Source organism: Paenibacillus sp. FSL R7-0128, from assembly GCF_038002245.1.
GTDB classification, from domain to species: Bacteria; Bacillota; Bacilli; order Paenibacillales; family Paenibacillaceae; genus Paenibacillus_AQ; species Paenibacillus_AQ silagei.
In genome coordinates this window covers 3,772,190-3,794,436 of the sequence record NZ_JBBOCD010000001.1, presented here as the reverse complement: position 1 = coordinate 3,794,436, position 22,247 = coordinate 3,772,190, and the positions used below count along the sequence as shown (strand labels likewise).

Genomic DNA, 22,247 nt, shown 5'->3' with positions numbered 1-22,247 from the left:
AGTGCTCCTTATTTGCTCGTTTTGCTCGTATCCGGTACATTCGGGGGCACTAGTGCACTATATTTGCCCCGTCCGGCCCGCATTCGCTGGATTCAGGTGCACTTTTGCTCTTCATTTACGATTGCCGCCTACCTTCGCTTAACTCAGGGGCACTAATGCTCCTCCTGCCTCTCCTCCATCCCCATTCAGACCAAGCCTTGAGATGTATCTCTCGAAGCACAAAAAAGCCCGGTTCCCCGGGCTTTCCCACTAAATTTCACACGATCAAGCGCATCATCCAATCTTCAGCCAGTTGCTCACTTCCCTACAGTCACTGTCATCTTCGCAGATCTGGTCTCGCCTGCTGCGTTGCGCAAGACGGCTTCGTATTCATAGGTTCCGGGGGTTTTGCCGGAGATTGCAGTGACTGCGGATTGGGCATCCGGGGTATGCACCTGTAGAGTCTGTGTATCAACCAATACTCCATTCTCGTACAGCCGGTATTCCGTTGCATTCGTCCCCCACCACAGATTCATCATCACCGCATAGCTGCCGTCCCCGTCCCAGTTATCGTTGGATAATACCGCTTGCCCAGGAGAGGCATTGGTGACCGTCACCGTCAAGGGTGCGCTCGTCACCGATCCATGCAGATTGCTGAGCTCCAGCGTATAGACGTATGTCCCGTTCGGTCTGCCGGCAATTTTGATCTGCACGGACTGGGCGGACGGTGACTGGTCTGTCAGAGCGCCTTCTTCAATCTTTTCGCCATTCTCATAGAGCTTGAAGCCGGTGCCATTATTGCCCCACCAGAGATTCATCGTAATCGCATAATCGCCGTCCCGCAGCCCCGTATCATGCCCGTTATTATCCGACAATACAGGCATACCTGGAGCACTTTCTGCTAGCGGTATGCCCTGACTGATCCATGCGGCCCATCTCGTCAGCACATTCCCTTGTTCCATCGTAAAAGCCGCAGCGGCCCCAGAGCTGACCTTCTGGCTGTATGCTGCAAGCAACGTTCTGGCCTTCGCCCCTTCACGCGCCCCCGCCGCTTGCTCCGCCAGCATTAACTTACTGGCGAGCTGTTCTGCAAGCGCCGCTGCACCCGGGTCTGCCGATTCACCCGCGAAGGCACGGGTCAATTCAGCCAGACTCGCAAACGTAGCGTAAATACTATAGCTGAAATCCACACTTGTCTCACGGCCAGCAAGGTCGCTGACGGTGGCCGTTATTTTATGCAGACCGGGTTCAAGTATATATGCAGGTGTATTCAGCAACTCGCCGCTTGGTTCTGCAACACCGGACACCGAATCGGAAGCCGTATAGCTAATCTCGACCTGCTGGTCAATCGTATACTGTGCCTCTCCCTGAATAATTACCGCCGGAGGCGAGAGGTCAACCGCTACTGCCAGTGTCTGCTCGGTCTCCTTATTACCCGCTTTATCCACGCTCCAATAGGTCAGAGTATGCTTGCCCTCCTCACTTATCGTCAGCTTGCTGCCGGTCTGAAGCTCCCCGCCGTTCACCTTGAAATACGTCTGGTCAACCCCGGACTGCTCATCGCTCGCGGTGAATGTCACTTCCGCCGCCGATGTGTACCAGCCGTTCTGCTCAGCCCCCTTCACTGCCGCAGACGTATGCGGCGGGGTCTGATCCGCTTGCTCTCCTCCCAGAGTAACTAAGGCGGACAACGGAATATTCAGCTCCTTCACCAGCCCCGCTACCAGCTCCGATACCTTAATCGCACCGTTCATCTGCAGATGGGTGTTGTCCTCCGTGGTTCCCGTCCACATGAAGATGGACTTGGTGCCCTCTGTGCCCAGCTCCTGAAAATATTCCCAGCTCGCTTGATTCAAATCAATCAGCAGCGTGCCCGTCTCCTGCGCCGTTTCCTTCATCGCCTGTACGTATGCCGGGAAGCTTTTGTTCAGAACTTCACCACTGAAATCCCTCCGGTTGACAGGTGTAACCAGCACGGGTACCGCATCTCTCTGCACAGCGCCGTTAATGTAATCCTTCAGATACACCTTGAACTGCTCCGGAGTAAGATAACGTTCCGGGCGGGAAGGTGTGGAATCATTATGCGACCACTGCATGAACAGATAATCCCCTTCATGAATGCCTAGCAGAATATCGTTTAGATATCCGCCGTTCAGGAAGGTTTTGCTGCTTAGTCCGCCGACTGCCCTGTTATCAATGCTGATTTTCTCTGTGTCAAAATAACGGCCCAGCGTCTCTCCCCACCCCGCCTGCGGACGGTAGCTCTCCGCATAATTGGCCACTGTGGAATCGCTCGCCAGATAGAGCGTTGGCTTATCGGCCACTCCCTGCTCCGGCAGCCGCTCAATCTTCAGCGCGTTGATCTTTGGCGTAATGCCGGAGAAGCTGAAATTAAATACGCCATCGATCAGGGCGATATCATATGTCACTTCCTTGAATTGGCCTGAGGGGATGGTGGCAGCCGGCAGTTTGTTCATTTGCTCCACTGTAACACCGGTCTGGGTCACTTCTTGCGCATCCCCGATGGTCATCGTTACACGGTAATTCGCCGGCTTCATCTCCACTACGAAAGAGGTCCCGTTTACACGGGTGAAGTCCTCTGTCAGCGGGTTGCCGGTTCCCCGGTTCTCGTCTTGGACCAGCGCGGTGTCGGCGAACCCGTATGCGTTCCCTTCCACGTAGGCCCGTTTGGCATCCACCTTCGTATAGCCATCTGCTGCGCTGCCGGAGCCAAAATCAAATGAGTACGTGCTTACATCACCCGCAGGCTCACGGGTCAGTGAGTCGCGTGCAACCTTAAGCATATTCACAGCATGATCGATTTGCGCCTGCGAGGCTGTTGTCCCGATTAGCGCCTCGGCAGCGTTCAAGGCTCTATGCACCACAGCTACAGAAGCTTCCGTGTAGGATGTGAGATCGATAGCCTTCACTTCCTGATGCAGCGCAATCAATGCCGTCATATCGCCTGCCGCCACCGGAAGCTTCGTACCCTCATTCTTCACGTTGTCAATCTGGGTGGTCCAATTCAGCGTGCCTCCTCCTCCTTTTCGCGTACCCAGGAACCGCAAGCCCCTGACGTTATTGTCATAGACTCCCGGACTCAGCGGAATATCGCGGATCGTCTGGGTGACACTTGGGTTAGCGAGACTGGTCAAGGTGAGATCCAGACTTTTCTCAGCAAAATCAATCTTCAGCTTGACATTCACCCACTGATTCTTGGGAATATTCGTAGCGGTTCCGCCCCCTGGAATGGCAGTGGTGCCGGTACCATAGTCTGGTGTGTACGGGCCGGTGAAATAATGAATGTTCGTATTCGGGCTTGCCGCTCCAGTCTTGGTGAACAGGGTGAAAATAATATTCTCACTGGCATCCTGCAGACTTAAATGCCCCTCCGATGGGACAGCGCCCACATTGCCAGAATGCCAATTGAAATCGACATTCACAATGTCGCCGTTCACCGCATCGAACAGGCGGAATACCTTGGCGCGGTTGCCGGAGCCGGAGCCCGTCACAGACAATACCTTATTCCCGTTCTCTTCTGTAACTGTCCCCGCCATAGTTCCGGCAGTGCCCGTAGCATTCACCATCGAGTATTGTGCTGCGGCCGGGTCACCCTCGAAGTCCTCCGCATACTGCTGAACCTCCGGCTCTGGCTCCGGCTCGGTAATACCGGGATCAATCACGAACGGGGATATGCTGAGGTTCATCTCCTTCACTGCGCCCGCCACCAGACCGGCAATGACCTGTGCGCCATACGTGCTGAAATGGGTATTATCGCTCACTCCGTTCGGGTACTTCGGATACTCCCCAGGATTGGCATACAGGAAAAGCTTCTCCGTAGCGGCCAGGCCGACACGGTTATACTCCGCAATGCTGAGCTGGCTCAGATCGATCAGCGGCACGTTCAGCGCAGCCGCTGTTTCTTTTGCCGCCTTCACATATTCAGGAAAGCTTACGTTGAATTCTTGAGTGATCGTATTGAAGTCCCTGCGTCCTACCGGCGTTAACAGAACCGGAGTGGCCCCGCGCTGCTTCGCTCCGTTCACGTAGCGGGTCAAGTACGCTGCATAATCTGCCGGAGAGGCATAACGGTCAGGAATACCCGCGCTGGCATCGTTGTGGCCGAAGGAGATGAAGAAATAATCGCCCGGTCTGATCCGCTGCAGAATACTATCCAGACGGCCGTCCACCATGAACGACTTGCTGCTTCTGCCGCCGATGGCATCATTCTGGACCGTTACTCCGCTGCTGAAGTATTTACTGAATTGCTGGCCCCAGCCTTCCTGCGGAGCCTGCATTCCGCTGTAGGATTGCATCGTCGAGTCACCAGCCATATAGATGGTTGTTCCGGTTCCCGGCGTCTTCTGCGGGTACTTCTCAATCTTGATCTCCTGCACATCGGCAGCCGTGCCGGAGAAAATAAACTCTAACTGGCCGTCCATCACTGCAATGTCATAGGAGTAGAGCAGTGGTGTGCCGGCACGGATTTGAGTGAGCGCCAGCTTTTGCACAAATTCAGATTTGACACCTACACTTGAGTCTCTGTCTCCGCTGCCCAGCTTGAGCGTCACTTTGTAATTGGCATTTGGCAGGTCTACCGCAAACTTGGTATTCTCCGGCAGGGAAGCGTGGTTCGTCCCCAAGGTGATTCCGCTTATGCTCTCGAAACCATACCCCGTTCCCTCCGTGTAAGGGTTAGCCTGCACAGAAGTTGTTCCTGCTGGCGGCTCCGTACCGAACCCGAAGTGGTAGAGCTGCTCCAGCGGTTGCGGCGCACCGGTCAGTGCCAGATTCGCTTTGGGGAATGCAGTGGCCTCCGTCCCGAGATAGAAGCCTGTGTGCGGCGGCTGGTTGTACGCCACGTTCTGCCAGGCAATCCCCAGCCGGTATACCGGATCTTGCATAAGCGTCGGAATTCTGTAGGTTGTAGGAATCGTAGTGGTATAGAGTCTATACTCCGCGCTGTCTTCGCTGCGCAGCAGCAGCTCCTCGCGCCAATCGCCCAGGAGATCCGCCTGAAGGGCCGGGTTGCCTTTGGTATGATTATTGGTCAATGAACCGGCTGCCCGGAGAATCTCCTTCAGCTGCTTATTGCGGTAATCCCACTTATAAATCAGCGGAATGCCTTGCGCAGTAGTGTTGTTCCAGTCGTGGTCGAACAGCTCCCGCTGAAGATCCCCGTCCCACCAGATCGCAAAATTCGCACTTCGCGGCACTTCATTCTGTTCATAAATCACCTCACCGTCAGCCGCATAGCCGCGGGATAACGGGTCCATCTGACCATTCACAATCGTGGATGCCCAAGACTCATAACCGGGATGCTCCGGATCGATATCTGCTGACATTCCCCGCCCGGTATCTTTGCCGGTGAATTGTCCCCAGAGGATCTCTCCTGTAGCGGCATCGCGCATCTCCAGTCCGTAAGCAGCATCCTTATGCTCATGCACACTGACAATCTGATACCCTTCCCGGTTCGGATCAAGCTTCCCGGCGTGCATCGCATCTCCATGTCCAAGTCCGGTGCTGTAGAGCAGCGTGCCGTCATCGTCAATCGCCAGCGCACCGTACATGATCTCATCCCGGCCGTCACCGTCTGCATCCAGCACACTGAGGTTGTGATTGCCCTGTGCTTCATATTGCGCGCCAGCTTCGTTCGTGTCGAAATTCCAGCGCTTCACCAATGCGCCATTCGTGTAGTCGTAGGCGGTAAGCGTTGTTCTTGTATAATAGCCACGGGCCATCACAACGCTTGGCTTCACGCCGTCCAGGTATGCAATCCCGGCCAGGAACCGGTCGACACGGTTGCCGTATCCGTCTCCCCAAGAGCTGACATTGCCCCTTGGCGGGTCATAGTCAACGGTGGACACCGCAGCGCCGGTCTGGCCGTCGAACAGTGTTAGATATTCCGGCCCATCCAGGATATATCCGCCGTCATTGCGGTAATCCTTGGTGCCGTCACCGATGACCGTACCTTGCCCGTCTTTGGTGCCGTCTGCCGTTTTGACCACCACCTCGGCTTTGCCGTTGCCGTCCAGGTCATACACCATCAGCTGCGTATAGTGCGCCCCGGCCCGGATGTTCACGCCAAGATCAATGCGCCAGAGCTTGGTGCCGTCCATTTTGACCGCATCGATGTAGACGTTCCCGGTATAGCCGGCTTGTGAATTATCCTTAGAATTGCTGGGACTCCACAAGAAAACGATCTCATATTCCCCGTCCCCGTCCAGATCCCCAACAGAGGCATCTCCGGCATAATAGGAATACGTCTCCCCGTCTTTGGTCCGGCCATCAGCAGGCTTATCCAGCGGAATCGGCAGATAAGAGTTATGCCACACTGCCGCCCGCTCCGGCTGCATTTCCTCCTTCCCGGCAACAATCGTAGAAATCTGATATTGCGAGCTGTCTGCACCCGTCGTATCCACATAGTTGGTAGAGTCTACGATCGGTGCCGGGTTCACCTTCATCCCGTTCTTATAGACGTTGTAAGCGATTTCATCCGAATCCGTATTCAAGTACCTCCAGCTCACAAAGACGCCGCCATCGGTCAGAACCGCCACCAAGCCACGGTCCAGATATTCTGCCTGCCTGGCAGGAAGATTTCCGGTAGAAGCTGCGTGTGCCGGTGCGGGCGGGAGAGCAAGCGGTAAGACCAGCAGACAGGATAATAAGAATGTGAGCAATGAATTCTGAACAGACCTCTTTTTTCTACCCATGGGCTTAACTCCTCCTATTATTCTAAAATCAATTTAGAAATCAGGGGAAACTTGTGCAGATGCTCTCCTAGTTGTCTTCCAGCTTGAGCTTGAGCGCTCCCGCCTCCTTTCCTGGTAACATTCATATGGAGCGTAACAAATAACAGGGATCCGTTCTGCTCAAAAAAAAGCACTTTCAGCCTAGAATCGACTTTTATGAGGGGCAAGCAAGATTCCAATATGTGGTATCATGGTGAATATGTTTGGTTAGGAGGGTGTTTATGGCAAAGGCACACGGAGTTTCAAATGAACGAATGAATCAAGAATATGTACATATTCTTTTCGGCATGTCGGATGCAGGTTCCTTAAAAGTAACGCTCAGTGCCCTCGGCATACGTGAGACAAACCAAGTCCTGGCTTTTAATGAATCATTCTCAATTGGGCCCTTATCAGGCTTGGACACCATAACCGGAATGCAGAACAGGCATCTATGGATGATGGAACGTGATGAGAATTACAGCCTTAGTCAGCATCACAATCAAGAGAATCAGCTTGTCCGCATGGTCCGGACCTTGAAGAGCATTCCTCACCAAGCCATCATCGTCATTTGGGTGGCGGATAATGCGCATGACCAGACCGGGCTGCGTTTCGTATTGCATGTATTGCGGGATCGTATACAACCGGTGCATATGGTTAATGTGTCAGAGCTATATCAATCGGCCGGGATTCATGGCTCAGATGGTTTCGTACCCTTTTATAGTGGCGCAATCGATCGTGAGAGTTACTTGCTTATCGTGAAAAAATATAGTCAAGGCGTCCCGCTTGCATCTGATCAGAGAAGGAGATACGAATTGGATTGGCTGAGGCTGGCGGAGGAAAATCAAATGCTGCGTCTGTGGAAAGATACCGCCATTATTAGCTGTGATGAAAGCGCGTTGGATGAGGTAATTCTGAGGTCCGTTACTGAACTGGAAGTGGAGCAAGAGCGCAATCAGGTCAGGAAGGGATACGTTAATGCAGGGAGTGTCTTTATCCGCGTGTTCGAAGTCTCGCAGCAGCTCTTGGGCACTTCATTTATACTCAGTAGAATGCGGGCATTGGTTAACCAGGGTGTTTTGGTGTCCAGAGGATATTCAGGGGATTTGAATCAATTCTTGCTTAGGCGGGCACAGGTTGATTAAGTTAATGGATTTAAGCTAGTGAAAACAGATGTACCCAGTCACTTGCGTAAGGTTTATCGTGCCCTGATTAAGGTGTATGCGGAAGTACTAGGCTTAACTGCATTACGTACAACTATATCGCCTGATGTACCGCCGAAAATCCATTTAGCTGTATTCCGTACATCTAAAACACCTCTAAAACTCGGTTCTCACCCTTTCGGGCAGTTTTAGTTGTATAGACTACAGTTAGAAGAGAAACTCCTTCCTTTTTACTGTTTTTAATTGCACCGAATACACTTATCACCCAATTTCTGCTCCTAACTATCTACTAACTCCTTTTGTGCGGATGCTCTTGTAGTATGATTACCTAATTCACAGGTTCTGTACAGTCACGAAAATGGTCAAAAAACAGCGCAGCGGCCCTCCTTACGAGAGAATCGCTGCGCTCTTTGATTACTTCATATACAACTCCACCAGCTTATAACAACGTTCCTTCGTCTCGGATGCCAAGGTCGCCGCGTACTCCAGCCCCTCCATCGTTCCGCCTTTATATTTGGCAGCCGCTTCCTCTGCGGCCTTATCGCGTTCCTTGATCCAGTTTAGTTGTTCCTCTTTCAGTTTCGCCATATCGGCTTCGGGAAGCTGCACTTTTAGCGCCTGGTAGATTTCATTCAACGCCTTGTCCCAGCGCTCATGCTCCTTGGAAGCGGCTTCCTTCATATCAGTCATGACCCCGCTGTCTGACATTGCCTTCAGATCGCTAAGGCCCTCTTCAATCTTATCCAGCTTGTCAAAATAAGTCTGCCGCTGCGAATCCCCCGCCGCCGCACTGGCCTTCGGCGTGGCTTCCGGTGCGGTTGTCTGCGCTGGTGCCTGTGCCGTAGCTTCCGGTGCAGGCTCTGCGGTAGCCTCAGCTGCCGGCTCCGGCGTGACCTCGGGTGTAACCTCCGGGCTTGCCGTCGCTGCCTGTCCTGTCTCTGGAGTAGCCGCTATACCGCCATTTGCCGCCCCGTTATTGCCGCAGCCAGCCATTAACAGACTGGAGATGAGCATGGTAGTCAGAATTGCTTTTCGCATAAGTCCTCATCCTGTCATTGGTTTATAGTCGAGACTCTCTTGCATATCGGCTTTTAAAGCTGTCTTGATAGTTATTACCTGATTTCACCCGACTGTAATCATTTTTGTGAGACGCTCGGTGCTGCGGACGGACGCGAATTGCTGCTTGACAGCACTTTGAGATCGGAGTAGTATTTTGAAATACTTCTACATACAACGAAGCAATACTTACTTTCACAGAAAGGCGGTTCACCCATGATTGAAGCATTACGCAAGCTCGGCTTATCCGATCTGGAAGCCCGCTGCTACCTGGCGCTGCACGGCCAGCCGCCCTCCTCGGGCTATGAGGTCGCCAAGCAGGTGTCCGTGTCCCGGTCCAATGTATACGCCGCGCTGCGCAGTCTGGTCGATAAAGGAGTCTGCCGGACAGTCGAAGGCGAGCCGGTGACCTTCGCTGCCATTCCGGTCCGGCAGGTCGTTAAGCTGCTTCAGGCGGAATTTGAGCGCACCGCCCACCTACTGGAGAACGAATTGGGCCACCTGCCTGCTGTACCGCCCTTCTTCAGCAACTGGAAGGGAGATGCTCAGGTGGATCTGGCGGTAAAGCGGCTTGCTGCCAATGCCAGCGCAGAGATTCTGGCAGATATCTGGGCGGAGGATCTGCACTGGATAGAAGACACACTGCTTGCCGCCGAAGAACGGGGCATTGCCGTCCACCTGATGGTGATAGGTGACATACCTACAGCGCTGTCGCGTGTCATTGTGCATAGCGTACCGGCAGGCGGGCCGAAGGCCGCCCGGAACTTTTCGCTCCTGCTGGATAAGGAGACCTCGCTTCTGGGCAGCTTCACCCGCCATTCGCAGGCTTCGGCGCTGGAGAGCAACCATCCGGCTGTGCTGGATGTGCTTCAGACGTCTTATTATCACGATGTCGTGATGATGCGCATAGAGCAGGATTTCGCCGCGGAGCTGGAGGCGCGTTACGGCAAGAATTACGACTTAATATTCCAGGAACACCCTGAGATGCGCGGGCGGAAGCCGGCCCCCGAATCTGAACCCGATTCTAATCGCTTGGAGGATGACACCCATTGAATACACTGAATACATCGAATGCGAATACTCCACGCTCGTCTGTACTGCATAACCGCTCATTCCTGCGCCTATGGATCGCGCGGATCTTCTCCACCAGTGCCTTCCAGATGCTGTCGGTGGCGATTGGCTGGCAGATGTATGCGCTGACCGGCAGCGCCTACCAGCTTGGACTGGTCGGGCTGGCCCAATTCCTGCCCATGCTGCTGCTGACATTGCCTGCCGGACAGACGGCAGACCGCTATGACCGCCGAACCATAGTGTTCCTGTGCCAGCTTACAGAGTGCCTCATCGTGCTGCTGCTTGTCCTCGGCAGCATCGAAGGCTGGCTCAGCGCGGTCCACCTGCTGGCAGCCGCAGCAGTGCTTGGTGCGTGCCGTACCTTCGAGAGTCCGGCCTCGGCTGCGCTGGTGCCGGACATTGTGGATCGGGAGCAGTTACCTAAGGCAGCGGCCTGGTCTGCGTCTGCTATGCAGACGGCAATGATCGTCGGCCCGTCCCTCGGAGGTGTCCTCGTGGTCTGGGGTACGGCTGCCGCCTATATCGCCTCGCTTGCCGCGCTGCTGGTATCTACGGTGCTGATCTTCTTCGTCAAGACCGTCCATTTCGTCAAGAAGCTGGACGCAGTCAGCATGGACACCTTCCTCAGCGGCCTACGGTTTGTCTTCGCCCGCAAGATTATCCTGGGTACAATCTCGCTGGACTTGTTCGCTGTATTGCTTGGCGGGGCCACGGCACTGCTGCCGATCTTCGCCGAGGATATTCTGAAGACCGGCTCGCTCGGTCTTGGCTTGCTACGCTCTGCCCCGGCGGTAGGTGCGATCATCGTCTCACTCATCCTGACCCGCTATTCGGTGGAACGGGCCATCGGCCGGATGCTATTCGCCTCGCTGGTCGTTTTCGCCCTGGCCACGATGCTGTTCGGCATCTCCCACAGCTTCTGGCTGTCCTTGTTCGCGCTCGTTCTGATCGGCGGCTCGGATGTCGTGAGTGTCGTTATCCGCTCGACACTGGTACAGGTCAACACGCCGCAGGAGATGCAGGGCCGGGTGAACGCAGTGAATTCGTTATTCATCGGCACCTCGAACCAGCTTGGCGAATTCGAGTCCGGCACGATGGCCGGGCTAGTCGGGGCCGTGCCTGCAACCGTGATCGGCGGAGTTGGCACCCTGATTATTACCGTGCTCTGGATGTACCGGTTCTTCCCGGTCCTCCGCACCCAGAAGACGTATACAGCGGAGGAGATTTGAACGATACAAGGGGCTGCCAGATTGGCAGCCCCTTATGGCCGTTCAAGAATGTATATGGTTTTGGGGCCCCCGCAAAGGTTCTGAATAGACTCCGAAGCTTAACTTCACTTTGTGGGGATTTTTATTAATACTCTCCCTTAATCACAAAAAACGATCCCCGTATTGTTCCGGCCAGCTTCGACTTCTGCCGCGCGAACTTGAACTTGTCCGCCAGCTCCTTCGGAATCTCCATCCCCTCTGAGAGTTTGAACCCAACCGCCCGCTTCTTGGGATCATCCACCGTGTACATTACGTTAAGCGCAAGGCCATCCTCATAGAAAACGTAGGCGAACCGAATGTTCTCAACCTGAAATTGCGAGGTTTGGAGTGGCTTGGCAGCAAACTCAAGACCCCTCTCCTTGCTCAGAATCCCGTTCACGTAATCCAACGTCTCCTGGCTTTCACTGGCCGGAACGACTGTGAATTCATGCTTATACTTGTTCATGAAATAACGTGCCTCATTCGCACGTAATCCCGCCAGCGCCTCAGCAACCGGAGACGACTCCAGGCCTTGCAAAGACACCTCTTTGAAATCAACTGTGTATGCCATCGTTAGTTATCCTCCATTACGTTACTTAATTTCTTATGACAGGAATCCACATTTCGCCATACAGCGAGCCGTCCCGGCTGCCCATCTCCACAGCGGTATTCGGCCCGCCCACGTAGGCGTATCCTTCTGCTTGCGGCAAAGCTTGTCCGAAGGCCAAGCCCGTCAAAGTATTGCTTAATTCCTCCGTTGTCGCTCCTTCGCCTGCCACTACGAGGTATTCCCCCTTCGGGAATTGAATCACCCGGGCTTCCTGCGGAATCTGTGCGGCTGCACCTGCCATTACCCCGGCATAATGCATCATCTTGCCGTTCACCGCTTCGTTCACCACAAACACATAGTCATTCTCCGCAATCCCTTTTAACAAGTCGAGCCTGCCATCTTCACTGACCGCCTGCCAAAAATCCATCTTCTCCTTATAAATCCCGGCATAGTCCGTGTAATCACTCTTAAGATCAACGCCCAGACCAATCACCGTAAAGCTGTCTTTCTCTTCAATAGTATACCCTGCCATTGTTATATCCCGCCTTTATTCATATTTGTGTTCCTCACCTGCTATGTATATGATAACCTTGAACCATGTCAAAAAATGAACCTGTTTAGGAGCCGCGATGAAAAAAGTAGAACGGATCAACATCATCATGCGGTACATTAACAATCGTGCCCATTTTACCCTGACGGAAATCATGCGGGAATTCAATATTTCGCGTTCGACCGCCCAGCGGGATATCCGGGAGATCGAGGCGCTCGGGATGCCGCTGGTTGCAGAGGTGGGCCGGGATGGCGGGTATTCCGTTATGCGTAACTCTCTTCTTCCGGTGGTCCGGTTCACGGATAATGAGGTCAAAGCGCTGTTCATTGCCTTCATGGCGACCAGAAACGGCCAACTTCCTTATCTCAAGAGCCGCCAGTCGCTGACGGAGAAATTACTGGGGCTCATTTCGGAGAATCAGCAGGAGGAGCTTGTTCTTCTCAATCAGATCCTGCTGTTCGAGGGCACCCACCCGGGCAATCCTGATCTGCTGGACCTGTCCGATCTCCCCCACCCTATGCTGGACAAGCTGATCCGGCTCCTGTTGGCGGACCGTTATCTGTTCATCACCTGCCGGGAAGACCAGAAGGATATCTCTTATGCTGTTTATCTTTTACGTCTCTATCAGCAGAAAAGCCTGTGGCTCATCGAGGGCTTCGACCTGGACGCCTCCAGGAAACGGATCATCCCGGTTGATCAGCTAACGGATGTCATCCCCTACCCGGGCTCCAACAGGCCAAGCGCGAAAAAAATTCAGGAGAAGCTGAGCAAGCAGCAAGTGAAGAACAACCTTGTCCTGGAGCTCGGTCCCCGGGCCATTGCCCAATACCGGAAATATCACCCGTTCAGGGTGACGCTGTCCTATACTGACCCCTACCAAACTACCGCTATCCTGAAAATGGAAGTCGAGGTGAACCGCATGGAGGAGCTGAAGGAAGTCAAGAATTGGCTGTTATTTCTGGGCGATGACCTTAAGGTGAAGGAAATGCCGGATGAAGTAAGAGCGGAGCTGCAGGCTAGAGTAGATCTTTTTTGTACTTAGGAAGCGCACGGCCCCCTACTGTTGCGTTCGCCGCGACCCACTGTAATCGGTTTTTCGACTACATTTCGCCCGTTCGTCTTCCTGCTGCTCATTGTGATCGGTTTTCCGCCCACATTTGGCTCGTTCACCTAACCGCGCTCTATTGTGTTCGGTTTTTCGCTCACATTTCGTCCGTTCGCCTTCCCGCGTCCCAATGTGATCGGTTTTTCGACTACATTTCGCCCCTTCGCCTTCCTGCCGTCCAATGTGATCGGTTTTCCGACTACATTTCGCCCCTTCGCCTTCCTGCCGTCCAATGTGATCGGTTTTTCGACTATATTTCGCCCGTTCGTCTTCCTGCTGCCGAATGTGATCGGTTTTCCGACTACATGCGGCCCGGCTCCTTCGTAATCGAACTTTCCCATACCAGTAAAAAGAGCAGCGCCCCCATTAACAGGATAATCGCTACTCTACTATACTTACACTCTTATTCTCTTGCTTACAGATTAAGCAGCAAACTCAATACCTTCGCACACTCTGCGCGCGTCGCATTGGCCTGGGGCTTGAAGAATCCGTCCGGAGTCCCCGTGATGAAACCCAGTGAACCGGCGGCACTCACGGCGTCCTTAGCCCAGCTGTCAATCTTGGCGGTATCGGCAAAAGCAGGCAAGGAACCTGCCGGAGCCGGACTTCCCGAATGTAACTCGTAGGCTCTCACAAGCAGCGTTGCCATCTCTTGCCGCGAAATACGCGACTCGGGGGCGAACTTGCCGGTAGAGTCCCCTTTGACGATTCCGGCTGCAAAAGCGGCGGCCACATCGCCCGAATACCACTTGCTGCTGTCTACGTCAGCGAACGAACTCAGGCCTTCCGTCTTCAGCCCAAGGGCACGGACAAGCATCGTAACGAATTCGGCCCGGGTCACTTCTCTCTTCGGTGCGAAGCGTCCTTCCCGGTCGCCCTCGATAATATGCTTGGCAGCCATCTCTTTAATCACTGAGTAGGCCCAATCCGCCGGACTCACATCTGCAAAGCTCTTGTCATACTCCAGTACAGCATAATTGCCGGATTGCCGTACCTGTGAAGTCAATACGGACTGTTCTGTGGTTCCGCCTGCATATTCAAGCGTTCCATCATCTGCCGTGGCATACACACCTGCAAGCATCGGGTTCCCGTTCTCCTGAACCTTCAAGCGAAGTGTAACAGGTTCCGCGAACGAGACCAGCGGAGTCTTAACTCCCTGCTTATTCAGCACAGACAGCCTGAGATTGAACATTTCTCCGGCTGTTCTCAGTTCAGCTTCACTCTTCTTATTAGCCTGAAGTATCCAGGCTGCCTTCTGCTCTGGGGACCTTGGCTCAAGCAGGATAGACATCATCGAGCCCTTCTGCTGCTGTTCTGCCAACGCTTGAAGCTGCTGAGCAACCTTGCCTGGAATCTCTACAGCCACTGTCTTGCCTTCCACCTTCAGAGCGGCTATTCCCTTAAGAGCCGCAGCGTCAGCGGGAATTCTTACTTCGCTCTGCCCTTCAGCCATTGGAATCACAATCTGGTTCTGGGCATTTACCTTCGGCTCAGTTACAGTCAGAATCTCCGGCTGCGGCGTGGCTTGCGGTGCAACTGAAGCTTGTGCTGTTGCCAGCGGAGCTGTCCAGCCTGAACCGGAGCCCGTTCCTGGTGCCGTAGTCGGGCTGGGTACCGGGCTGGCTTCCGGACTTGTCACCGGCTCCGTTGCCGGAGGCGTTACTGGCTCTGTTACCGGAGGCGTCACCGGCTCTGTGACCGGGGGTGTTACAGGCTCCGTTACTGGAGGTGTTACCGGTTCACTCGGTTCACTTGGTTCGCTAGGAACCTCAGGTGTAGTTGTGCTATTGCGCACGAAGGTCACCTCTTGCAGATAGCCGTAATGATTATCCGAGTCTGTGAGGACTTTGAAGCCCAGCGATGCGCTGCCGTCTTCCCCAATGTGCACATGCTTTAGCGTCAGAGTCCGGGGCTTCAGCCAGGCGCTGCCTGAATAGGTAACCGGCACCGAATACGTCTGCCCCTCGGAGATCACATACATTACCGAACCGGGAGAAGGTTCACCCTTGTCCCCAAAGATTTTGGCCTGGAGGGTATAGGTTCCGGGCTCCAGTCCGGTCATTTCATGAGTAAGGCTGAAGTTAATCGGCTTGTCATCCCCGTAATCGAAGCCGCCTGAAGCATTGCTGTCTCCGAAGGTAGCGGGCTTAGTGCCGCTCAGATACCAGTCGGACTTAGAGCCGTTCACCGTGAGATTATTGGTGCTGACAGATCCGGCTTTTTTGACCAGCTTGAAATCATCAATATTCCCCCACTTGTCTCCAGCGTATTTCAGATTAGCGCCTAGTGTCAGCGTTCCATCTGTAACTTCAACGGTATCGATGGTTGGATTACTCCATTGCTGCCAGCCTGTGTTGACGAACGGCAGCTTCTGATTACCCGCAAAAATCTCTGCCGTTTCTTCCCCTCCCCCGCCCGAGACCCAAGCGGATAACTGATAGGTACCATTTTCAAGGCCGGTGACCGTCTGGGAGATTTGGAATTCCGCAGCCCCTGAGCTCCAGTAGTGCAGTGCAGCCGAACCGGAATGGGCATCCGACTCCACATTGACCGCCGCGCTATCGCCGCTTACGGTCCAACCATTCAGCCCGTCCTCGAAGCCTGGATTCTGAATGAAGCTTGTGCTTGGCGAGACTGTGATCTCCGTTGAATCTGTAAATCCGCCGTCATACGTAACCGCTGTTACTGTAGAGGTCCCGGCAGCAAGTCCGGAGATGGTTCCTTTATACTTGTCTACCTTGACGATGGCTTCATCCGAGCTGGTGAAGGTTAACCCCTTATAGGTTGCATTCGCCGGGCTGATCGTTGCCTTAACGCTGCCGGTTCCGCCTACTTCTAGGACAGCGGTCTGCTTCTCTACTTTTACCGACTGAACGGGTACCCGGTTGATAGCCGAAGCACCGTCGATAAAAGCATCCATCGCGAAGGAAGGCTTCCCGTCCGGGTTCCAGGCAGACAGCCCATAGCCGAAGTAGACGCCCTCGGGTGCCCAATAGAACACACCTGTTCCCTGGCCTCCAGGTACAGCCTTCACGCCATCCTGCACAGCAACTAGCATGTTGTATACATTATCCACATTCTTGCTCACATCGCCGCCAACCTCGACGACCATGACCTCCTTGCCATATTTTGCAGCCAGAAGATTCATGTTGGAGGATAGTTCATTAATAGAAGAAGTGTAGATAGAATCCGGGTAATAAGATAACCCGATAATGTCATAATCACTGTCTTTAAGACCCGCCTCAACCAGACCTGCATAGAACGGATCTACACCGGTGTCTGCCCCGTTGGCTCTATGAATAATGATTTTGGTCTCAGGAAAAACAGCCTTGGCCGCATGTGATCCCGCCTGGATCAATTCCACCAGATTCGCAGTATTGCTATAGCTGCCCAGCGGATGCATCATCCCGTTATTAATCTCATTGCCAATCTGCACCCACTCGGGGGTTACCCCCGCAGTCTTCAGCGCTTGCATCACCTCTGTGGTGTACTCTGAGACATGTGCTTTGAGCTGCTCCAGATTATCACTGGCCCAGGCGGCCGGAGTAACCTGCTTCCCGGGATCGGCCCAGGAATCACTGTAGTGCAGATCGACCATCACCCTGAAGCCGAGAGCGCTTACACGGGAGGCCAGCGTAACCATCTCTTCGGTGCTGTTATGGCCGTTGATCGGATCATCGGATGGATTGACAAAAGCCCGGAGGCGTATCGAATCGATTCCGTGATCTTTTAGAATCTGGAGCAGGTCCTCTTCGTCTCCCTGATCGTTATAGAATTTGTAGCCCTCAGCTTCCATTTGCGGCAGCCAGCTGACATCTGCGCCCTTAGCGAAGGATTGCGGAATCGGAACCGCTCCAGCTTTTGCCGGTAATCCAAGTGCAGTCAGCGACATGATTAACATTGTAAAAGTAAGAACCGCCGCAAGCCATCTTGTTCTCTTTTTCAAAATATTCCCTCCCTGTATTAGTCTCTCCGTTAGTATAGATGACCAGGAAGGTAACATTAAATTAAGCGAAGCAACGAAAAACTATACTTATTCAATTTTTTCACTGAAATGCGCTTACATTTCACTCTGAAAGACGTATAATATTCTCTATGTGAAATGCTATTCACCCTGGAATATAGATAACGGATCATACCAAAGGAGACCTAGAGATGCTGGATTCAAACACTACCCGTCTAATCACCAAAGCGCTGAGCGCAAGCATTGCCAATAAGGAAATCGCCGGTGCGAACTTCATGGTGATTCAGGACGGACAAGAAAGCTGGTATCACGAAGACGGCTATGCCGATATTGAAGCTGGACGCAAAATGTCCAGAGATTCGATCTTCCGCCTCTACTCGATGACGAAGCCGGTTACTGCCGCAGCCGTTATGCTGCTCCTGGAGCGCGGGGAGATCGACCTGTTCGATCCGGTCAGCCAGTACATACCTGGATTTAAAAATCAGAAGGTGGGAAAGAACGGCGAGCTTGTGCCCGTAACTCGTGAGGTTGATATTAACGACCTGCTGAACATGACCTCCGGTCTGGTCTACGGCGGAGCCGACGACCTGGCGGGTCAGTATACGGAGGCGCTGTACCAGGAACTGAACAGCCGCTTGCTTGGCACCAACCCGATGAGCACACTGGAATTCGCCAACAGATTGGGAGAAGGCCCGCTGGCCTTCGAGCCGGGAACCTCCTGGCAGTATGGAACCTCTGCGGATGTTCTAGGTGCATTAGTTGAAGTCGTCAGCGGCATGCGGTACGGCGAATTCCTGCAGCAGGAGATCTTCGGTCCGCTGCAAATGAACGATACCGGCTTTTGGCTGCCCGAAGACAAGAGAGAGCGGCTGGCCTCTGTCTACCAGGATGATGGTGAAGGCGGATTGATACCCTTTTCGGAGAGTCCTCTGGGCGTTAATCATCATATGGACCGGGAAGCGGCTTATGAAGCAGGCGGAGCCGGGCTGGTCTCGACGATTGAGGATGCTGCCAAATTCACCACCATGCTGATGAATCAGGGCAGCTTGAACGGGGTGCAGCTGCTGAAGCCCCGCACCGTTCAGTTTATGACCTTGGCCAGCTTAACCAGCCCGCAGCAGCAAGGCTTCAATCCCTGGCATTCGCTGCAAGGCTACAGCTACGGCAATCAGATGCGCATCCTGACTGATCCTGGTCAAGCCGGAGGGCTCGGCAGCCTGGGAGAATACGGCTGGGACGGCTGGCTGGGAGCTTATTTTGCCAATTGTCCGCTGGAACGCCTGACCATCCTGTTCATGATCCAGAGAAAGGACTCCGGTACCCTGCCCATTACACGCAAGCTGCGGAATATCGTGTTGAGCGCATTTTAAGCGACGAAGCTGTATGGATTCACTAAATTTGAGAAGCTGGAATTAGGTGCTTCCAGAAACAGGTGGATTTTCTCCACTTGCTCCTGAACAGAACAGCCCTCTCCAGGGAACAGTTGGAAAAAGGGCACTTAATATACTGTTTTTCCACCTAAATGTGAGAGATCCACTCCTACCATTTGGCATTTGCCCTGTTGGCGGCAATTACTTCAAGGAAGCGGTCGGGATAATTCGTGTGCACTCCGTCTACTCCCCAGGAGTAAGCTTTATCCATATTGAGCTGGTAGTTCACCGTATACGGGATGATCTTGAGCCCCGCCCGCTTCACTTGAGCCACATAAGCCCCGCTGATTCCCTGGAAATTCGGGCTGATGCCTACGGCATAGGTCTTCACGGTATCGAGATAGGACTGAGTCACCCTCGTAGCCGCATAATCATTCCATACCAGCTGGTATAGCGGAATATCCGGGTTAATCGCATGAAGCTGCCGCAGACTGGCTGCGCTGAAGGAGTGAACGGACACCCTTTTGGCGAGATCATATTTCAATATCGTATCATTCAGGATCGCTTCAATCCCGAACTTCGATGCAGGCTCCTTGATTTCGATCATATAGTTGATGTCCTTGCCGAATGTCTCGAATACTTCTTCAAGCGTTGGGACGGTAAGCCCTGTGTATAGATCTCTGGCGAACATCGGGTAGTCCTGATTGAACCATGAGCCTGCATCGAGCTGCCTGATCTGCTCCAGGGTCATATTTTTCACAAAACCTTTGCCGCTCGTGGTACGGTTAACCGTCTCGTCATGAATCACAACAGGAATCAGGTCCTTGGTCAAATGAATATCGAGCTCAATCGAGTCGGCACCCATCTCACGTGCCAGCTCAAAGGCCGGTATCGTGTTCTCGGGAGCATAACCGGATGCGCCGCGATGGGCAATCGTATAGACTTTGTCCGCCGGCTCGATCATCTCCTTCACCTTCACCCGGATGACCGGAGAATACGCGTACAGTGTGGAGAACAAGGAAATACACAATACAATGTGCACTCCGATAAAATAACCCTTATGTCTGAACATCCTCATCATGCTGTTGTCCCCATTTGTGTGTGATAATAAGATACTCTATTCAGAATGGGCTAGCCGTGACTCCTCAGAGTGTTTGGGCTTCCATCATGAAGCTTATCTATCGTATCAGACATTTATCGCCTAAACAATCCACTGCCCCCATATCTCCATGTAACGCAAAGAAACCAGCCTCCTTGAGGTCCGGTTTCTTTGTGTTACGGGGACAGACTCTGCAAGCTCCCGATTCACTGCGCTAAGTTTCGCCCCGTTAGATTTCCAGAGTTGCGGTAACTGGATAATGGTCCGAAGGGTATTTCCGGTCGAAGCTGTCGGTTACCGTCCGGGTCTTCAGTACCTTCACCTGCTTGTCCGTAAAAATATAATCGATCTCCTCAAGCTCATCCCACGGAATATCGTAGCGGAAACCGGTGAATGTCCCCCAGGGGCCATAATGGGCATCAACCGCTCTGCGGGTATCGGTCAGCTGCGCTGTAATCTCCCGGTAGCATCGTTCGTCCGGTATAGCATTGAAATCCCCTGTCAGTACAACCGGCAGATTCCCGCCCTGATTACGAATCCAGTCCAGAATCTTCAGCGCACCGCGGTATCTGGCCTCCTCACTGATATGGTCCAGATGGGTATTCACAAAGTGAATCCTATTCCCGTTTCTTGTGTCCTGCAGCCTCACCCAGGTGCAGATCCGGTTGTAATCAGAGCCCCAGGACTTGGACGGAACCTCCGGCGTCTCCGACAGCCAGAAGGTGCCTCCGGCTTCCTTGGTGAATACCGACTTGTTATAAAAGACCGGACAGTGTTCACTCTCAGGATCATGATCACGGCTGATGCCTTCCACCTAATAATCCTCAAGTGCCGCCAGATCCCTCAGCTGATTGCCCCGCGCCTCCTGCAGACCGAACACGTCCCAGCGGTAATGCCTAATTAGGCGCAGCATATGCTCCTTGCGGTACGCCCAGCCGTTCTCTTCGTCTGACGGAATATCCAGACGGATATTAAAGGAAGCCATTTCGTAAGTACTCATCGCTGTTCTCTCCTCCATAATTGTAGTCGTTATAATTTCTCACACTGTTACATATTGAAGTCTATAATTCTTCTGGACGCTGCGCAACCGCGTATTCCGGGCAAAAGGCACCGCACCCTTAATAAGCCTTGGGGCTTACTCTACGGATGGCAAGTACCTCCGCCGAGTAAGCCCCAAAGCTGGTTCGGATCATTGTAAGTGCTAAGCCAGCATACTTGCCAGTTCAGCGGAAATCCGGTTCCTGGCCGCATCCACCATGCCAAAATCCATTGTGGCGATATAAATTTCCTTTAATTCATCCCGGTGCACCTTGGCCTCTGCCAGAGCGGCTATTGCCGTTTTCATTGTGGCCTTATATTGTGCGCTTATTTCCTCTAGCGGTCCGGCGAGGCGCTCATCCGTTCCCGGTGTAATAACAGCTTCATACGTATCGATGATTACGTCTCCTTCCCGCTCCGGATAATATTCATGCGGGCTGGTGCTGTCAAAGACCGCAAAATCAAGCTCACGCACAATAACCATATCCAGACTGTGGGGATCGAATCCGCAATGATAGATTTCCGTATCAAAGCCCCTCTTCTCCGCCTCGGCGGCGATTTTGCGGAGTATGGTTGATTTGCCTGTTCCGGCCCGGCCTTTGAGGAAGAAGCGTCTGGATAGCCCTTCGGTCAAATTAGGTACAAAGTCAACCGATCCTGCCGGCGTTGCTGCGCCCAAAAACCGGTGCTTCACATCAGCATGCCTCTGAAGCTGCGCTTCGCCAAACAACTGTTCCAGCATCCGGGCCGTTAATTGATCCGCCTGGCCGAAGTCCATATGCTCGAAGTAAATCTTTTCCCATTCGTCATGAATGCTCAGGGCCTCCGCAAATCTGCTGTACGCTGCCGCATAGGCATCCGCAGCCTTCCGGTTAAGCTCCTCAATGATCTCCCTTTGGCCGATAAGCGCTGCCGAGTTCCATGCTTCCCCCAGGTTCACGTATTCCCGGGCTGCTCCGGGAGCCTTGGGCTCGATCAAATGGGGCGCCGTCCCGTCAACAATGCCCACTCCAAGCGCCGGAATAATGACCCCGTCAATGGAATCCTTATCGGATGAACAATGAATCAGCTCAATAGGATATCCCCGCTCCGCCCATTCCGCGCCGATTGCTTTCATCAGCGAGGATTTGCCGGTACCGGGACCGCCTTTCAAGATGAATATTCGCCGGAGCCCTTGAAGATTCGATTCGAACAAACTGTAGAAGCCAAGAGCCGTATTGCCGTCTGCAAAATATCTTAATATCCCCGCAGCCATACACCCACTTCCTTTCCCGTTGCAGCCTGATAGGCTTATAACCATACAATATGCGTCAGGTATTTGTAAGGT

At 53.4% G+C, this 22,247-nt stretch carries 12 protein-coding genes and 1 pseudogene; 5 read left to right on the top strand and 8 right to left on the bottom strand.

Going from position 1 to position 22,247, the window contains the following annotated elements; genetic code table 11:
- Positions 1–296: 296 nt before the first annotated feature.
- The gene (locus NST26_RS15650; RefSeq protein ID WP_340979404.1) at positions 297–6,692 is read right to left on the bottom strand and encodes a rhamnogalacturonan lyase family protein; all 6,396 of its coding nucleotides are present in this window, start codon (positions 6,690–6,692) and stop codon (positions 297–299) included.
- Between the two features lie 260 nt (positions 6,693–6,952).
- Here NST26_RS15650 and NST26_RS15645 point away from each other — a divergent pair, with 260 nt between their 5' ends.
- Positions 6,953–7,852 carry a DUF1835 domain-containing protein gene (locus NST26_RS15645; protein WP_340979403.1) on the top strand — a complete coding sequence of 300 codons (900 nt, stop codon included), beginning with the start codon at positions 6,953–6,955 and terminating at the stop codon, positions 7,850–7,852.
- A gap of 432 nt (positions 7,853–8,284) precedes the next feature.
- On the opposite strand, the gene NST26_RS15640 is transcribed toward NST26_RS15645, so the two are convergent.
- Positions 8,285–8,908, bottom strand: coding sequence for a lysozyme inhibitor LprI family protein (locus NST26_RS15640; protein WP_340979401.1), 624 nt, complete (start codon positions 8,906–8,908; stop codon positions 8,285–8,287).
- A gap of 234 nt (positions 8,909–9,142) precedes the next feature.
- Between NST26_RS15640 and NST26_RS15635 the strand changes: the two genes are divergently transcribed.
- Positions 9,143–9,979 carry a TrmB family transcriptional regulator gene (locus NST26_RS15635; protein WP_340979400.1) on the top strand — a complete coding sequence of 279 codons (837 nt, stop codon included), beginning with the start codon at positions 9,143–9,145 and terminating at the stop codon, positions 9,977–9,979.
- Entirely contained in the window at positions 9,976–11,226 is a 1,251-nt protein-coding gene (locus NST26_RS15630; protein WP_143803563.1) for an MFS transporter, read from the top strand. Before NST26_RS15635 ends, NST26_RS15630 begins: the two co-directional genes overlap by 4 nt.
- 124 nt (positions 11,227–11,350) lie before the next feature.
- On the opposite strand, the gene NST26_RS15625 is transcribed toward NST26_RS15630, so the two are convergent.
- Positions 11,351–11,815, bottom strand: coding sequence for a phage tail protein (locus NST26_RS15625; RefSeq protein ID WP_340979399.1), 465 nt, complete (start codon positions 11,813–11,815; stop codon positions 11,351–11,353).
- 25 nt (positions 11,816–11,840) lie between these two features.
- Complete coding sequence (locus NST26_RS15620; RefSeq protein ID WP_340979397.1) at positions 11,841–12,326, bottom strand: GyrI-like domain-containing protein; 486 nt, start codon at positions 12,324–12,326, stop codon at positions 11,841–11,843.
- Positions 12,327–12,423: 97 nt separating this feature from the next.
- On the opposite strand from NST26_RS15620, the gene NST26_RS15615 reads away from it, so the two are divergent.
- Positions 12,424–13,386 (top strand): helix-turn-helix transcriptional regulator, encoded by a 963-nt coding sequence (locus NST26_RS15615; RefSeq protein ID WP_340979396.1) that lies wholly within the window; start codon positions 12,424–12,426, stop codon positions 13,384–13,386.
- 478 nt (positions 13,387–13,864) lie between these two features.
- Here the strand turns inward: NST26_RS15615 and NST26_RS15610 are convergent, their stop codons facing one another.
- On the bottom strand, positions 13,865–17,395 hold the full coding sequence (locus NST26_RS15610) for a glycosyl hydrolase 53 family protein (RefSeq protein ID WP_340979394.1): 3,531 nt from the start codon (positions 17,393–17,395) through the stop codon (positions 13,865–13,867).
- A gap of 209 nt (positions 17,396–17,604) precedes the next feature.
- On the opposite strand from NST26_RS15610, the gene NST26_RS15605 reads away from it, so the two are divergent.
- Positions 17,605–18,783, top strand: a complete 1,179-nt coding sequence (locus NST26_RS15605) for a serine hydrolase domain-containing protein (protein ID WP_340979393.1) — start codon at positions 17,605–17,607, stop codon at positions 18,781–18,783.
- Between the two features lie 169 nt (positions 18,784–18,952).
- Here NST26_RS15605 and NST26_RS15600 read toward each other — a convergent pair whose 3' ends face one another.
- The 3 genes and pseudogenes from NST26_RS15600 to NST26_RS15590 all read right to left on the bottom strand — a co-directional run bounded on the left by NST26_RS15600 (position 18,953) and on the right by NST26_RS15590 (position 22,175).
- A complete protein-coding gene (locus tag NST26_RS15600) occupies positions 18,953–19,864 on the bottom strand; it encodes a glycerophosphodiester phosphodiesterase (RefSeq protein WP_340979391.1) in 912 nt (303 codons plus the stop codon).
- 247 nt (positions 19,865–20,111) lie between these two features.
- A pseudogene (locus tag NST26_RS15595) lies at positions 20,112–20,867 on the bottom strand (endonuclease/exonuclease/phosphatase family protein).
- 216 nt (positions 20,868–21,083) lie between these two features.
- Positions 21,084–22,175, bottom strand: a complete 1,092-nt coding sequence (locus NST26_RS15590; protein WP_340979389.1) for a PRK06851 family protein — start codon at positions 22,173–22,175, stop codon at positions 21,084–21,086.
- Between the last annotated feature and the right edge of the window lie 72 nt (positions 22,176–22,247).